Annotated in this window: 9 protein-coding genes; 4 read left to right on the forward strand and 5 right to left on the reverse strand. The window is 61.1% G+C overall.

The window, feature by feature from the left end; translation table 11 throughout:
- Positions 1-273: 273 nt before the first annotated feature.
- The 4 genes from ligA to ACA062_RS23370 all read right to left on the reverse strand — a co-directional run bounded on the left by ligA (position 274) and on the right by ACA062_RS23370 (position 8,044).
- Entirely contained in the window at positions 274-2,631 is a 2,358-nt protein-coding gene (gene ligA / locus ACA062_RS23355) for an NAD-dependent DNA ligase LigA (RefSeq protein ID WP_497453217.1), read from the reverse strand.
- A 138-nt stretch (positions 2,632-2,769) separates the two neighbouring features.
- Positions 2,770-3,624, reverse strand: a complete 855-nt coding sequence (gene zipA, locus ACA062_RS23360; RefSeq protein ID WP_497453218.1) for a cell division protein ZipA — start codon at positions 3,622-3,624, stop codon at positions 2,770-2,772.
- 269 nt (positions 3,625-3,893) lie between these two features.
- The gene (gene smc, locus ACA062_RS23365) at positions 3,894-7,382 is read right to left on the reverse strand and encodes a chromosome segregation protein SMC (RefSeq protein ID WP_497453219.1); all 3,489 of its coding nucleotides are present in this window, start codon (positions 7,380-7,382) and stop codon (positions 3,894-3,896) included.
- A 2-nt stretch (positions 7,383-7,384) separates the two neighbouring features.
- Entirely contained in the window at positions 7,385-8,044 is a 660-nt protein-coding gene (locus ACA062_RS23370) for a GntR family transcriptional regulator (RefSeq protein ID WP_497453220.1), read from the reverse strand.
- Between the two features lie 267 nt (positions 8,045-8,311).
- On the opposite strand from ACA062_RS23370, the gene xdhA reads away from it, so the two are divergent.
- The 4 genes from xdhA (at position 8,312) to guaD (ending at position 14,491) form a co-directional block, all read left to right on the forward strand.
- The gene (gene xdhA / locus ACA062_RS23375) at positions 8,312-9,766 is read left to right on the forward strand and encodes a xanthine dehydrogenase small subunit (protein ID WP_497453221.1); all 1,455 of its coding nucleotides are present in this window, start codon (positions 8,312-8,314) and stop codon (positions 9,764-9,766) included.
- Positions 9,759-12,158, forward strand: a complete 2,400-nt coding sequence (gene xdhB, locus ACA062_RS23380; RefSeq protein ID WP_497453222.1) for a xanthine dehydrogenase molybdopterin binding subunit — start codon at positions 9,759-9,761, stop codon at positions 12,156-12,158. The genes xdhA and xdhB overlap by 8 nt, the downstream gene beginning before the upstream one ends.
- A gap of 142 nt (positions 12,159-12,300) precedes the next feature.
- Positions 12,301-13,161 (forward strand): xanthine dehydrogenase accessory protein XdhC, encoded by an 861-nt coding sequence (gene xdhC / locus ACA062_RS23385; protein ID WP_497453223.1) that lies wholly within the window; start codon positions 12,301-12,303, stop codon positions 13,159-13,161.
- Between the two features lie 25 nt (positions 13,162-13,186).
- Positions 13,187-14,491: a guanine deaminase gene (gene guaD, locus ACA062_RS23390; RefSeq protein WP_497453224.1), complete on the forward strand. Its 1,305-nt coding sequence runs from the start codon at positions 13,187-13,189 to the stop codon at positions 14,489-14,491.
- A gap of 410 nt (positions 14,492-14,901) precedes the next feature.
- Here guaD and ACA062_RS23395 read toward each other — a convergent pair whose 3' ends face one another.
- The gene (locus tag ACA062_RS23395) at positions 14,902-15,666 is read right to left on the reverse strand and encodes a GntR family transcriptional regulator (RefSeq protein ID WP_497453225.1); all 765 of its coding nucleotides are present in this window, start codon (positions 15,664-15,666) and stop codon (positions 14,902-14,904) included.
- Positions 15,667-15,984: the final 318 nt, after the last annotated feature.

The following is a 15,984-nucleotide window of genomic DNA, read 5'->3' on the forward strand; positions in this document are numbered from 1 at the left end:
TCATGAATGGGTATCGATCGTTCCCGCTTTTTGTACGAGGGCTGACATCGCCTTCGCCGGCAAGCCGGCTCCTACAGGGGTTGGCGTTCACCACAATTCATCTGTATGCAGGTGATCATGTAGGAGCTGGCTTGCCAGCGAAGGCGGTCTTGAGCCTTGCAGCGCCCATGACGACGCCTTCGCCGGCAAGCCGGCTCCTACAGGGATTGGCGTTCACCACAATACATCTGTATGCAGGTGATCGTGTGGGAGCGGGTTCGCTCGCGAATGGCATCACACGGAAATATCGTGCTTGCTCAGGAACACGACAAACGCTTCTTCATCCAGCACTTTCAACCCCAGCTCATTGGCCTTGGTCAACTTGGAACCGGCCCCCGGTCCGGCAACCACGCAGTGGGTCTTGGCCGACACCGAGCCCGCCACCTTGGCACCCAGGCTTTCGAGTTTGTCTTTGGCCACCTCGCGGCTCATCAGCTCCAGCGAACCGGTCAATACCCAGGTCTGGCCAGCCAGCGGCAAGCCTTCGACGACTTTTTTCTCGCTCTGCCAGTGCATGCCGAAATCGCTCAGCTGCTTTTCGGCGGCCTCAGCGAGTTGGCGATTAGCCGCCTGCGCAAAAAACTCCCGAACCGAATTCGCCTGCTTTTCCGGCAACGCCTGACGCATGTCCAGCCAGTCGGCGTTCATCACCGCTTCCAGCGAACCAAATTTGTCAGCCAGCTTCTGCGCCCCGCCCGGCCCTACCGAGGGAATGTGCAGCTTGTCGAGGAAACCGCCAAGGGTGGTGCTGGCGGAAAATTCGGCGCCCAGCTCGCCCTGGTCCTGAATCTGCAGGCCGTGCTTGAGCAGTTCCGTGATCACCTGCTGGTTGTGCGCATCTTCGAAGAAGCTGTGGATCTCGTGAGCCACCTCCAAGCCGACATCCGGCAAATACGTGAGCACTTGCGGCAAGGCCTGCCGGACCCGCTCCAGCGAACCGAGGGAGCGTGCCAGCACCTTGGCGGTCTCTTCGCCGACGTCGGGAATCCCGAGGGCGTAGATGAAGCGCGCCAGGCCTGGTTGCTTGCTGTCTTCGATCGCACTGAGCAGTTTTTTGCTCGACAACTCGGCAAACCCTTCCAGGTCGACAATGTCGTCGAACTTCAGCGCATACAGGTCTGCCGGCGAACTCACCAGGCCTTCATCCACCAGTTGCTCGACGCTCTTGTCGCCCAGGCCTTCGATGTCCATGGCGCGACGGGAGACGAAGTGAATGATCGCCTGCTTGAGTTGCGCGCCGCAGGCCAGCCGACCGACGCAGCGATACACCGCGCCTTCGCTGATGGTCTCGCGCCCCTTGCTGCGCTTGACCAGCTGCGTGCGCTCGACATGGGAACCGCACACCGGGCACTGCTCGGGAATCTGCACCGGCCGCGCGTTATCCGGGCGGCGCTCGGTGACCACTTGCACCACCTGCGGAATCACGTCGCCGGCGCGACGGATGATCACCGTGTCGCCGATCATCAAGCCCAGGCGCGCGACCTCATCCATGTTGTGCAAGGTCGCATTGGCCACGGTGACGCCGGCCACCTTGACCGGTTTCAAGCGCGCCACCGGCGTCACCGCGCCAGTACGGCCTACCTGGAATTCCACATCGAGCAACTCGGTGAGTTCTTCCATGGCCGGGAATTTGTGCGCGATGGCCCAGCGCGGTTCGCGCGCGCGGAAACCCAGTTCACGCTGGGAGGCAATGCTGTTGACCTTGAACACCACGCCGTCGATTTCATAGGACAGCGCATTACGGCGCTCACCGATATCGCGGTAGTAATCCAGGCATTCATCGATGCCGTACGCCAGTTTCAGTTCATGGCTGATCGGCAGGCCCCAGGCTTGGAGCTGCTTGAGATTGCCAATGTGCGTGTCGGCAATATCCGCTGAAATCTGGCCGATGCCGTAGCAGCAGAATTCCAGAGGACGGTTGGCAGTGATCTTCGAATCCAGCTGGCGCAAGCTGCCCGCCGCCGCGTTGCGCGGATTGGCAAAGGTCTTGCCGCCGACTTCCAGCTGCGTGGCGTTGAGCCGCTCGAAACCGGCCTTGGACATGAACACTTCACCGCGCACCTCCAGGGTCGCCGGCCAGCCGCTGCCATGCAGCTTGAGCGGGATATTGCGCACCGTGCGCACATTGACGCTGATGTCTTCACCGGTGGTGCCATCGCCGCGGGTCGCGCCGCGCACCAGCACGCCATCCTGATACAACAGGCTGACCGCCAGACCATCGAGCTTGGGCTCACAACTGTATTCCACCGCGGCGGCGCTGCCGAACAAGTCGCCGGTCGGCAGATCCAGGCCTTCGGTGACCCGGCGATCGAACTCGCGCATGTCGGTTTCTTCGAAGGCGTTGCCGAGGCTGAGCATTGGCACTTCGTGGCGCACCTGGGTGAACGCCGACAGCGCCGCGCTGCCGACGCGCTGGGTCGGCGAGTCGCTGGTGATCAATTCGGGGTTGGCCGCTTCGAGGGCCTTGAGCTCGTGGAACAACCGATCGTATTCGGCGTCCGGAATGCTCGGCTCGTCCAGCACGTGGTAGCGATAGTTGTGCTGATCCAGCTCAGCGCGCAGCTCTAGAATGCGTTTGTTGGCGGCGGTCATGGGTGTTCTCTCATAAAGCAAAAGAGCAGCCGAGGCTGCTCAATCTGTTGATACTGTACATATCACTGTAGGAGCCAGGCTTGCCGGCGAAGGCGATCTCACGTACGCCTTCGCCGGCAAGCCTGGCTCCTACAAAAATCAGCGCTTCTGGGTCAAGGCGCGGCGTTCGAATTCGACGATGCGCTGACGGTAATGCTCGATCGTCTGGGCAGTCAAAACGCTGCGCTGGTCGTCTTTCAGTTCGCCGTTCAGTTCCTGGGACAGCTTGCGCGCCGCAGCCACCATCACGTCGAAGGCTTGCTTGGGATGACGCGGGCCCGGCAGGCCGAGGAAGAAGCTCACCGCCGGCGTGCTGAAGTGATCGATGTCGTCCAGGTCGAAAACGCCTGGCTTGACCGCATTGGCCATCGAGAACAGGACTTCGCCGTTGCCGGCCATGCTTTCGTGGCGGTGGAAAATGTCCATCTCGCCGAAGCGCAGGCCGCTTTCCAGAATATTCTGCAACAGCGCCGGGCCCTTGAAGCCGGCGGCGTCGCGGCAGATCACACTGATCACCAGCACTTCTTCGGCTTGCGGCTGTTCCCTGTCGGTGGCCGAGCCCGAGGTCTTGGTGTCGTCAGGGTAATCGTCGTCACGGCTGCTGAAGCTCGGGCCGCCTTCCAGATCCAGGTTGAGGTTCAAGTCGCCCTGGGAGGGTTCGCCCTGGCCACGCTTGCCGCGCTTGGCACCTGATTCGCGCTGTTCACGGGCCGACATGCTCACCGACGGCAGATCGTGCTCGTCCAGGTGCGGTTCCTTATGGGTATCCAACACCCGGGGCGGGCCCAACAGCTCGGCACTGGTGTCCTCGTCCGGCAAATTGGACAAATTGCGGTCAAGACGGAATTTCAGTTTCCCCTTGCCGCCGCGCATGCGGCGCCAGCCGTCGAAAAGAATCCCGGCAATGACAATAATGCCGATGAGGATCAGCCACTCGCGCAGACCGATTTCCATGTAATCCCGTGCCTCTATAAAAAATGCTGAAAAATAAGGGGTTTACAACTGGTAAACCGCTTTAAAACGTGGCGCCAACTCTATGTTCTGACAGGCGTTTTGCCCACGCATACGCTAAATTGACATTAAACTAGCACGACCCAAGGCAACTTTACACCGTCTGTCTCGATGGCTTGATCGAATATGTCGATTGGCCAGCAAGTAGCGACCGGTAATTCGTCCCGCTGCTCACGAATACTGAATCCTACATTGTCCTACAAGCCCGAAATTCAGGCATCGACCATCGCCATCGCCTCCTCGACATCCACCGCCACCAGACGCGAACAACCCGGTTCGTGCATCGTCACCCCCATCAGTTGATCGGCCATTTCCATGGCGATCTTGTTGTGGGTGATGTAGATGAACTGCACCGTCTGCGACATCTCTTTTACCAGCCGTGCATAGCGCCCAACGTTAGCGTCATCCAGTGGCGCGTCAACTTCATCGAGCATGCAGAACGGCGCTGGGTTCAACTTGAAGATGGCAAATACCAGGGCCAATGCGGTCAGGGCTTTTTCGCCACCGGAGAGCAAATGGATGGTGCTGTTCTTCTTTCCTGGCGGCCGCGCCATGATCGTTACCCCTGTATCGAGTAGATCTTCGCCCGTCAGTTCCAAATACGCGCTGCCTCCACCGAAAACTTTTGGAAAAAGGGCCTGAATACCGGCATTGATCTGATCAAAGGTATCCTTGAAGCGGTTTCGGGTTTCCTTGTCGATCTTGCGAATCACATTTTCGAGGGTGTCCAGCGCCTCCACCAGATCGTCGTTCTGCGCATCCAGATAACGTTTGCGTTCGGATTGTTGCTGGTATTCGTCGATGGCCGCCAGGTTGATCGCGCCCAGGCGCTGGATCCGCGCCGCGATGCGTTCGAGTTCCTCCTCGGCGTCTTTCTCGTTGGCCCCGGCCACCAGGGTGGCAAGCACGCCGTGCAGGTCGTAGCCGTCTTCGTGCAACTGATCTTCGAGGGCCTTGCGGCGCACGGTCAGGGCTTGCCATTCCATGCGCTGATGTTCGAGCTGGCCGCGGATCAATTGCGATTGCTGCTCGGCCTGGTTACGCCGTTTTTCCGCTTCGCGCAATTGGCGATCGGCATCTTCCAGGGCGATCTGCGCAGTCTTGAGTTCTTCATCGACGGTCATGCGCTTGTCGAGCAACTCTTCGAGCTTGAGCCGCAACTCTTCCAGCGGTGCCTCACCCTCCTCCAGATTGAGGCTCAGCTGTTCGCGTTTTTCGGTCAGGCGCTCGGACTGCATCTCCAGCCGCTCCAGCGCCTGACGCGTGGAATCGTGCTGGGCCTTGAGCGAACCCAGGCGCACCGCCAGTTGATGCGCGTGGTCCTTGTGCTGCCGGGCTTCCTGGCGCACCCGATCGAGGCGCTCGCGCAGGCTGTCGCGCTGGGCCAGCAGCAACTCACGCTGCTCGGTATCGAGCGCCATGCTGTCGAGGGCTTCCTGCAATTGCAGGCGTGCTTCGCCGATATTTTCGTGCTCCAGCGCGCGTTGCTCGCCGAGCTCGACCAGCTCTTCGTCCAGACGGGTACGGCGCAATGTCAGCTGTTCGACCTTGGCTTTACCGGCCGACAACTGGGCTTTCAATTCGCCCTGCTGGCGGGCTTCGTCTTGCAGCAAACGGCGCAGATGCTCGCGACCGTTTTCCTGCTGACGTTGCTGGGCCCGCAGGTTCTGCAGACGGGTTTCCAGGGTTTCCACCGTGGCTTCGCGCTCTTCGCGCTCAAGGCCCAGGCGCTGGATTTCCTGGCCTCGGGCCAGCACACCACTTTCCGCTTCGCTGGCCCGACGCACGCGCAAGAAGTGCGGGCCGACCCAGTACCCGTCGCGGCTGATCAGGCTTTGGCCGGCGCTCAATTGACTGCGCAGGGCCAGGGCCTGTTCGAGACTGTCGACCGGTTTGACCTGCCCCAACCAGGGCGACAGATCGATCTGCGCCTCGACCTTGTCGAGCAAGCTGCCGGCGATGCGCGCGCCATCGCTGGCCGGGCTGAGCAAGCGCAGATCGCCCTGGGCAAACCCGGCCAGGTCGAAAGCGGCAAAATCGTCCACCAGCACCGCTTGCAGATCGGCGCCGAGCACGGTCTCCACCGCCAGCTCCCAACCGGCTTGCACCTTCAGGCCTTCGGCCAGGCGCGGGCGATCCGCCAGGTGCTGTTCGCGCAGCCATTCGGCGGTGCCGGTGCCGGGATCGAGTGCGGCTTGCTGCAAGGCTTCCAGGGAAGCGAGGCGCCCGTTGAGGCGCTGCAAATCCCCCTGGGCCTGCTGCTGCGCCGACAGCGCTTGCTGCAGCTCCTGACGCAGTTGCTCCAGGCGTTCGACCTGCGCTTCTTCGCTGGCCTGCAAGTCTTCAAGGGTCGCTTCACTCGCGGCCAACTGCTCGCTGAGTTCGAGGATCGCCGCGTCTTCCGGATCCGCCGAGAGCAAGGCGCGCTCTTCGCCAAGACGCTTCTGTCGATCGGCCAGGCGCTCCATGCTGGTTTCCAGCTGCTGGATCCGCGACTGCTGGACTTCCGCCTGACGCCGGGGTTCGGCCGCCGAGAGGTTGAAGGTGTCCCACTGCTCCTGCCAGCCGTGCATGGTGGTTTCGGATTCTTCCAGCGCGGCGGCAGCCTCTTCGGCGGCGGCGCTGGTGACTTCCTGTTCCGGGGTGAGCATGTCCAGCTCTTCGCCCAGGGTCAGCAGCAACGTGCGGTCGTGGCCCAGATGAGATTCGGTTTCCAGGCGCGCGCGCTCGGCTTCCTTCAAGTCATCCTGCAACTGACGCAAGCGCTGCTGTCCGTGCTGGATGCTCTGCTCGACCCGGGCGATGTCGCCGCCGACCGAATAGAAGCGCCCCTGCACCAGATTGAAGCGTTCGGACAGGTCGTGGTGCCCGTCGCGCAGGCGTTCGATCGCCGCATCGGCATTGCGCTGCTCGGCCACCAGGGCTTCGAAGGTGATTTCCTGGGTGCCGATGATCGCTTCGCGCTGGCCGACCTGTTCGTTCAATGCCTGCCAGCGCAGGGCCGACAACTGGGCCTTGAGCTGCCGCTCCTCGCCTTTGTATTCCTGATACTTCTTCGCCGCCTCGGCCTGGCGGTGCAGCCGTTCGAGCTGACGCTCGAGTTCTTCGCGCAGGTCGGTCAGGCGGGCGAGGTTTTCGTGGGTGCGGCGGATGCGGTTTTCGGTCTCGCGCCGGCGCTCCTTGTACTTGGAGATGCCGGCCGCTTCTTCGATGAAGTTGCGCAGGTCTTCAGGCTTGGCTTCGATCAGCTTGGAGATCATCCCCTGCTCGATGATCGAATAGCTGCGCGGGCCGAGGCCGGTGCCGAGAAAGATGTCGGTAATATCACGACGACGGCACTTGCTGCCGTTGAGGAAGTAGCTGTTCTGGCTGTCCCGGGTGACTTTGCGCCGGATCGAAATTTCGGCGTAGGCCGCGTATTCGCCGATCAAGGTGCCATCGGAGTTATCGAACACCAGTTCGATGCTCGCCTGGCTCACCGGTTTGCGGCTGGTGGAGCCGTTGAAGATGACGTCGGTCATCGACTCGCCGCGCAAGTTCTTGGCCGAGCTCTCGCCCATCACCCAACGGACGGCGTCGATAATGTTCGACTTGCCGCACCCATTGGGCCCGACCACCGCCGCCATGTTACTGGGGAAGTTCACCGTGGTCGGGTCGACGAAGGATTTGAACCCCGCCAGTTTGATGCACTTGAGCCGCACGCTTAAGCGTCCGTCAGGGCGGAAACCACCAGATCGCAGCTGCGCTGGGCATAGGCCGTCAGCACCTCGCGGATCTGCGGGAAGTCACGGGCCAGCACGGCGGCGAGCAAGCGCTCGAACAGTTCAAGGAACTCGCTCATCGAGGCCTTGCGCTGGTCCAGGGCGAGGAAATACGCACGGCTCATGGCCGGTTGCAGATTCTCGACGGTTTCCTGCAAGTACGGGTTATTGGCAAACGGATACGCGGCGCGCATCACGTTGAAGCTGTCATCGACGAAGGTGCGGATGTCCTGGCGTTCGTAGCTGGCGGCCAGGCGCTGCTGGATCTGCACGAACGGCGCCATGTCGGCCTGGACTTGCCAGCCGTTGGCCACGGCGTTGCCGAGCAGGATGTACAACTCGCTCATCAGCGTGCACAGGCTCTGCACCTTGTGCACGGTGAGCTCGGTGACGTGGGCGCCCCGTCGCGGCAGGATCGCGATCAAGTGGCGCCGCTCGAGGATCAGCAAGGCTTCGCGAACCGAACCGCGGCTGACATTGAGGGCCAGCGTGACCTTCTGTTCCTGGATGCGCTCTCCGGGCTTCATTTCGCCGCGAATGATGCGTTCGGCGAGGTGGTGAGCGATTTGCTCGGCGAGGCTGTCCGGCGCCTTGAACGTCATGGTTGTCCTTCAAACTCTTCGATTTGCACAAGCGGCGCAGTGTAGCGCAATTGATCCGTCAGGGCGGAGTGCCCGTCCGGTGGTTTTTGGCACGATTCAAGCAAAAAGCAGGCTGGCGAACGAGGGTCAATAATGAAGATAACCAGTCGTTGATCGACATTTGATAATTTCCTGACCTTTAAGTCAGAAAATCATTGACCGAAAAGTCAGACCTGCTAAATTCGGTTCATGTCGGTTAACAACAATAATGAGTCTGCGAGGCCTTCCGTGATCCAGTTTTTACTAAACCAGGAACTCCGTAGCGAGCACGCCCTGGACCCGAACCTGACCGTGCTCAATTATCTGCGCGACCATGTGGGCAAACCCGGCACCAAAGAAGGCTGCGCCAGCGGTGACTGTGGCGCCTGCACCGTGGTGGTTGGCGAACTGCAGACCGATGACGCCGGCCGCGAGTACATTCGCTACCGCAGCCTCAACTCGTGCCTGACCTTTGTTTCGTCGCTGCATGGCAAACAACTGATCAGCGTTGAAGACCTCAAACACCAGGGCGAACTGCACAGCGTGCAGAAGGCCATGGTCGAATGCCACGGCTCGCAGTGCGGTTTCTGCACCCCGGGCTTCGTCATGTCACTGTTCGCGCTGCAAAAGAACAGCGATCAACCGGATGCGCATAAGGCCCACGAAGCGCTGGCCGGCAACCTGTGCCGCTGCACCGGTTATCGGCCGATTCTGCAAGCCGCCGAACAGTCCTGCTGCGGCCAGCAAACGGACCAGTTCGATGCCCGTGAAGCCGACACTATCGCCCGCTTGAAAGCCATCGCGCCTACCGACATCGGCGAACTCAACAGTGGCGACAAGCGTTGCCTGGTGCCGCTGACCGTGGCCGATCTGGCCGACCTCTACGACGCTTATCCACAAGCGCGCCTGCTGGCCGGCGGTACCGATCTGGCGCTGGAAGTCACGCAGTTCCATCGCGCCCTGCCGGTGATGATCTACGTCGGCAACGTCACCGAGATGAAGCGCATCGACGTGTTCGACGATCGCCTGGAAATCGGCGCCGCCACCGCCCTCTCCGATTGCTACGACGCCTTGAAGGCCGAGTACCCGGACTTCGGCGAACTGCTGCAGCGTTTCGCCTCGTTGCAGATCCGCAACCAGGGCACCCTCGGCGGCAACATCGGCAACGCTTCGCCGATTGGTGACTCGCCGCCGCTGCTGATTGCCCTGGGTGCGCAGATCGTTTTGTGCAAGGGCGACACCCGCCGCACGATGGCGCTGGAAGATTACTTCATCGATTATCGCGTGACGGCGCGTCAGGAAAGCGAGTTCATCGAGAAGATCATCGTGCCCCGCGCCAGCGTCGAACAACTGTTCCGCGCTTATAAAGTGTCCAAGCGTCTGGACGATGACATTTCCGCGGTCTGCGCCGCGTTCAATCTGCGCATCGACAACGGCGTGATTGCCGACGCTCGCCTGGCTTTTGGTGGCATGGCGGCCATCCCGAAACGCGCCAGCCACTGCGAAGCCGTGTTGCTCGGCTCACCGTTCAACAACGCCACCGTCGAGCGCGCCTGCGCCGCACTGGCCGAAGACTTCACGCCGCTCTCGGACTTCCGCGCCAGCAAGGAATACCGCCTGCTCAGCGCGCAGAACCTGCTGCGCAAATACTTCATCGAACTGCAAACACCGCACATCGAGACTCGGGTGACCGCTTATGTCTAATCATCATGCCGTAGAGAAGACCCAGGCCGAACTGGCTGAACTGTTCGCCAAGGACCTGACCACCGGTGTCGGCCGCAGCGTCAAGCACGACAGCGCCGCCAAGCATGTGTCCGGCGAAGCGCAGTACATCGACGATCGGCTGGAATTCCCGAATCAGCTGCACGTTTACGCACGGCTGTCGGACCGCGCCCACGCGAAAATCATCAGCATCGACACCAAGCCCTGCTACGCCTTCGAAGGCGTGCGCATCGCCATCACCCATGAAGACGTGCCGGGCCTGAAAGACATCGGCCCCTTGCTGCCGGGCGATCCGCTGCTGGCCATCGATGACGTGCAGTTCGTCGGCCAACCGGTGCTCGCCGTCGCGGCGAAAGACCTGGAAACCGCGCGCAAGGCTGCTATGGCCGCGATCATCGAATACGAAGACCTCGAGCCGGTACTGGACGTGGTCGAAGCCCTGCGCAAACGCCACTTCGTGCTCGACAGTCACACCCATCAGCGAGGCGATTCGGCCAACGCCCTGGCCACGGCTGAACATCGCATTCAAGGCACGCTGCACATCGGCGGCCAGGAACACTTCTACCTCGAAACGCAGATCTCTTCGGTGATGCCGACCGAAGACGGCGGCATGATCGTCTACTGCTCGACCCAGAACCCCACCGAAGTGCAGAAACTGGTGGCCGAGGTGCTGGACGTGTCGATGAACAAGATCGTCGTCGACATGCGCCGCATGGGCGGCGGTTTCGGCGGCAAGGAAACCCAGGCGGCCAGCCCGGCGTGCCTGTGCGCGGTGATCGCGCACCTCACCGGCCAGCCGACCAAGATGCGCCTGCCGCGCGTCGAAGACATGCTGATGACCGGCAAGCGTCACCCGTTCTACGTCGAATACGACGTCGGCTTCGACAGCACCGGTCGCCTGCACGGCATCGCCCTGGAACTGGCCGGCAACTGCGGTTGCTCGCCGGACCTGTCGGCGTCGATTGTCGACCGTGCGATGTTCCACGCCGACAACTCGTATTACCTGGGCGATGCGACCATCAACGGTCACCGCTGCAAGACCAACACCGCGTCGAACACCGCTTACCGTGGCTTCGGCGGCCCGCAAGGGATGGTCGCCATCGAAGAAGTGATGGACGCGATTGCCCGCCACCTGGCCCTGGATCCATTGGCGGTGCGCAAGGCCAACTACTACGGCAAGACCGAGCGCAACGTCACCCACTACTACCAGACCGTCGAGCACAACATGCTCGAGGAAATGACCGCCGAACTGGAAGAAAGCAGCCAGTACGCCGAGCGCCGTGAAGCGATCCGTCGCTACAACGCCAACAGCCCGATCCTGAAAAAAGGCCTGGCGCTGACCCCGGTGAAATTCGGGATTTCTTTCACCGCCAGCTTCCTCAACCAGGCCGGCGCGCTGATCCATATTTACACCGACGGCAGCATCCACCTGAACCACGGCGGCACGGAAATGGGCCAGGGTCTCAACACCAAGGTTGCGCAGGTGGTGGCCGAAGTGTTCCAGGTGGAAATGGACCGCGTGCAGATCACCGCGACCAACACCGACAAGGTGCCGAATACCTCGCCGACCGCCGCGTCCAGTGGTGCCGACCTCAACGGTAAAGCCGCGCAGAACGCCGCTGAAATCATCAAGCAACGCCTGGTTGAATTTGCCGCGCGGCACTATAAGGTCAGCGAAGAAGATGTGGAATTCCACAACGGTCACGTGCGGGTTCGCGATCACATCCTGACCTTCGAATCGCTGATCCAGCAGGCGTATTTCGCCCAGGTTTCGCTGTCGAGCACCGGGTTCTACAAGACCCCGAAAATCTTTTACGACCGCAGCCAGGCCCGTGGTCGTCCCTTCTACTACTACGCCTTCGGTGCAGCCTGCTGCGAGGTGATCGTCGACACCCTGACCGGCGAGTACAAGATGCTGCGTACCGACATTCTTCACGACGTCGGCGCCTCGTTGAACCCGGCCATCGACATCGGCCAGGTCGAGGGCGGCTTCATCCAGGGCATGGGCTGGCTGACCATGGAAGAGCTCGTCTGGAACAACAAGGGCAAGCTGATGACCAACGGCCCGGCAAGCTACAAGATTCCGGCGGTGGCGGACATGCCGCTGGATTTGCGGGTGAAGCTGGTGGAAAACCGCAAGAACCCGGAAGACACGGTGTTTCATTCCAAGGCTGTGGGTGAACCGCCGTTCATGCTGGGGATTGCGTCGTGGTGTGCAATCAAGGACGCCGTGGCGAGCCTGGGCGACTACCGGCATCAGCCGAAAATCGATGCGCCGGCGACGCCGGAGCGGGTGTTGTGGGGGTGTGAGCAGATGCGGCAGTTGAAGGCTGTGAAAGCCATTGAGGCTGAGACTGAGTTGGCTTCGCTCTAAGACCGAGGTGCTGCCATCGCAGGCAAGCCAGCTCCCACAGGATTTGCGTGGAATCCAAATTCTGTGAACACCACAAAACACTGTGGGAGCTGGCTTGCCAGCGATGAGGCCGGAACAGACAACACAGATGTCGAGGTGAAACATGTACAACTGGATCGACGCCCTCGCCGACCTGCAAAACCAGGGTGAACCCTGCGTGCTGGTGACCATCATCGAAGAGCTCGGCTCGACGCCGCGCAATGCCGGCTCGAAGATGGTCATCAGTGCCACCCGGACCTTCGACACCATCGGTGGCGGGCACCTGGAATACAAGGCCATGCAAATCGGCCGCGAGATGCTGGCCAGCGGTAAGCAGGACACCCATCTGGAGCGCTTCAGCCTCGGCGCCAGCCTCGGCCAGTGCTGTGGCGGTGTGACCGTGTTGCTGTTCGAACCGATGGGCCAGGTCCAGGCACAGATCGCGGTGTTCGGCGCCGGCCATGTCGGTCGCGCGCTGGTGCCGCTGCTCGCCAGCCTGCCCTGCCGGGTGCGCTGGATCGACTCGCGGGAAGCGGAATTTCCGCAACAGCTCCCCCATGGCGTACGCAAGATCGTCAGCGAAGAACCGGTGGACGAAATCGACGACCTGCCCGCCGGCAGCTACTGCATCGTCATGACCCACAATCACCAGCTCGACCTCGAACTCACCGCCGCGATCCTCAAGCGCAACGACTTCGCCTACTTCGGCCTGATCGGTTCGAAGACCAAGCGGGTGAAGTTCGAACACCGCCTGCGTGAACGAGGCTTCGACAACGCCGTGCTGCAGCGCATGCGCTGCCCCATGGGTATCGGCGAAGTCAAAGGCAAGTTGCCTGTGGAAATCGCCATCTCCATCGCCGGTGAAATCATCGCCACCTACAACGCCGATTTCGGCCAGCACACGGCCAGCGCCGGATCCTCGATCGCCAAGCTGCTGCCTGCTTCGCGCCGCGGTCAGGCCACGAACCTGAAAGCGTCAAACTGATAAGCCTCATCAATAGAGAACGACCATGCCTCTGACTCGCAAAGCCTACCGTGCCGCCATTCTGCACAGCATCGCCGATCCCGCCGAAGTGGGGATCGAAGCCTCCTATGAGTATTTTGAAGATGGCCTGCTGGTGATCGATAACGGCAAGATCAGCGCCCTGGGTCACGCCAGTGAACTGCTGCCGACCCTGCCGGCCGACATCGAGATCACCCATTACCAGGATGCGCTGATCACCCCCGGCTTCATCGACACTCACATCCACCTGCCGCAGACCGGCATGGTCGGCGCCTACGGCGAGCAACTGCTGGACTGGCTCAACACCTACACCTTTCCCTGCGAAAGCCAGTTCGCCGACAAGGCCCACGCCGATGAAGTCGCGGACATTTTCATCAAGGAACTGCTGCGCAACGGCACCACCACCGCGCTGGTGTTCGGCAGCGTGCATCCGCAATCGGTGAACTCGTTCTTCGAGGCCGCCGAACAGCTGGACCTGCGGATGATCGCCGGCAAGGTGATGATGGATCGCAACGCGCCGGACTACCTGACCGACACCGCCGAATCCAGCTATGTGCAAAGCAAGGCGCTGATCGAACGCTGGCATGGCAAGGGTCGCCTGCACTACGCGGTCACCCCGCGCTTCGCCCCGACCAGCACGCCGGAGCAACTGACCCTGGCCGGCCAGTTGCTGGGTGAATATCCCGACCTGTACATGCAGACCCACATCAGCGAAAACCTCAAGGAAGTCGAATGGGTCAAGGCGCTGTTCCCGGAGCGCAAGGGCTACCTGGACGTTTACGATCACTACCAACTGCTGGGTGAGCGCTCGGTGTTCGCCCACGGCGTGCACCTGTGCGACGACGAGTGTGCCCGGCTGGCAGAAACCGGCTCGGCCATCGCCTTCTGCCCGACCTCGAACTTCTTCCTCGGCAGCGGCCTGTTCAACCTGCCCATGGCCGAGAAGCACAAGCTGAATGTCGGTCTGGGGACGGACGTCGGCGGTGGCACCAGTTTCTCGCTGCTGCAAACGTTGAACGAAGCGTACAAGGTCATGCAGATGCAAGGGGCGCGTTTGAGCCCGTTCAAATCGCTCTACCTGGCCACCCTCGGTGGGGCGCGTGCGCTGCGTCTGGAGGACAAGATCGGCACGTTGTTGCCGGGTACTGATGCAGACTTCCTGGTGCTGGACTACAACGCCACGCCGTTGCTGAGTTATCGCTTGAAGCAGGCCACCAACATTGCCGAGACGTTGTTTGTGTTGATGACGCTGGGGGATGACCGGACGGTTCTGCAGACTTATGCGGCGGGGAATCAGGTGCATCAGCGGTAGGTTATTCCGGGCATAAAAAATCCCCCGTCGCGTTACAGCCCGGGGGATTTTTATTGCCTGTCATATTGCTATCGCGGGCAAGCCCGCTCCCACAGTGATCTGTGCTGTTCACAAGGTTTGCATTCCACCCTGAACCCTGTGGGAGCCGTGCTGTTCACAAGATTTGCATTCCACCCTGAACCCTGTGGGAGCCGTGCTGTTCACAAGATTTGCATTCCACCCTGAACCCTGTGGGAGCCGTGCTGTTCACAAGATTTGCATTCCACCCTGAACCCTGTGGGAGCTGTGCTGTTCACAAGGTTTGCATTCCACCCTGAACCCTGTGGGAGCTGTGCTGTTCACAAGGTTTGCATTCCACCCTGAACCCTGTGGGAGCGGGCTTGCCCGCGATGGGCGCGACTCGGTCTGACCTATAGCTTCGCGGCCGGCCGCCCCGGCTTCTTGGTCTGCAACAAATGCGAGAACACCGCATGCAGGTCATCCGACGCACTTTCCTCGTCAAGGTTGAGCTTGCTGTCGATGTGATTCATGTGATGCATCATCAAATCCACCGCCAGCTCAGCGTTGCGTGCTTCGATGGCATTGATCAGCTGGGTGTGTTCGTCGTAGGAGCAGTGGGAACGGTTGCCGCTTTCGTACTGGGCGATGATCAGCGAAGTCTGCGACACCAGGCTGCGCTGGAAGCTGATCAATGGGGCATTCTTTGCCGCTTCGGCCAACTTCAGATGGAACTCGCCCGACAGACGGATACCGGCACCCCGATCGCCACGGGAGAAGCTGTCGCGCTCGTCGTCGACCATCTGTCGCAATTCGGCGATCTGTTCGGCAGTGGCGTGCTGCACCGCCAGTTCAGTAATCGCGCGCTCCACCAGACGCCGGGCCAGGAACACCTGGCGGGCTTCTTCCACACTCGGGCTGGCGACGACTGCGCCGCGGTTCGGACGCAGCAACACGACGCCTTCATGGGCCAGGCGCGACAGCGCACGGCGGATGATGGTGCGACTGACCCCGAAAATTTCCCCCAGCGCTTCTTCGCTCAACTTGGTGCCGGGCGCCAGACGCTGTTCGAGGATGGCCTCGAAGATATGCGCGTAGACAATATCGTCCTGGGTACCGCTGCGGCCGGCTTTGCCTGCGCGCGGTTGTTTCTTTAGGGGCTGCAACTGTTCGTTCATGGGCACTCGAGTCGGTAGAACGGCGGCGAATTGACCGTGACTGTAATACGGCACAGTGGGTCACTGGCAAGTATCGCGTAAAAAACACTGCGATTGTACACAATGACCGGTGGCAACACGACTGTACGGCTGTTTGTCGCTTCCGCTGTATTGCAACGATTCCTAACGTTTGAGTTTAGGCTTGATCGCAGAATCCGTGGTTTACACGATTCCCTGTAGGAGCGAGGCTTGCCCGCGAAGCAGACGGTGCGGTTTATCAGTTGAACCGCATTATCGTTCTTCGCGGGCAAGCCTCGCTCCTACAGGGGGAACTGCGTT

Source organism: Pseudomonas sp. LBUM1679, from assembly GCF_059695565.1.

Excerpts from the sequence above, each read along its gene's own strand:
- ACA062_RS23395 (WP_497453225.1), bottom strand. The coding sequence starts at position 15,666 with ATGAACGAACAGTTGCAGCCCCTAAAGAAACAACCGCGCGCAGGCAAA.
- xdhB (WP_497453222.1), top strand. The coding sequence starts at position 9,759 with ATGTCTAATCATCATGCCGTAGAGAAGACCCAGGCCGAACTGGCTGAA.
- ACA062_RS23370 (WP_497453220.1), bottom strand. The coding sequence starts at position 8,044 with ATGACGTTCAAGGCGCCGGACAGCCTCGCCGAGCAAATCGCTCACCAC.
- guaD (WP_497453224.1), top strand. The coding sequence starts at position 13,187 with ATGCCTCTGACTCGCAAAGCCTACCGTGCCGCCATTCTGCACAGCATC.
- xdhC (WP_497453223.1), top strand. The coding sequence starts at position 12,301 with ATGTACAACTGGATCGACGCCCTCGCCGACCTGCAAAACCAGGGTGAA.
- ligA (WP_497453217.1), bottom strand. The coding sequence starts at position 2,631 with ATGACCGCCGCCAACAAACGCATTCTAGAGCTGCGCGCTGAGCTGGAT.
- zipA (WP_497453218.1), bottom strand. The coding sequence starts at position 3,624 with ATGGAAATCGGTCTGCGCGAGTGGCTGATCCTCATCGGCATTATTGTC.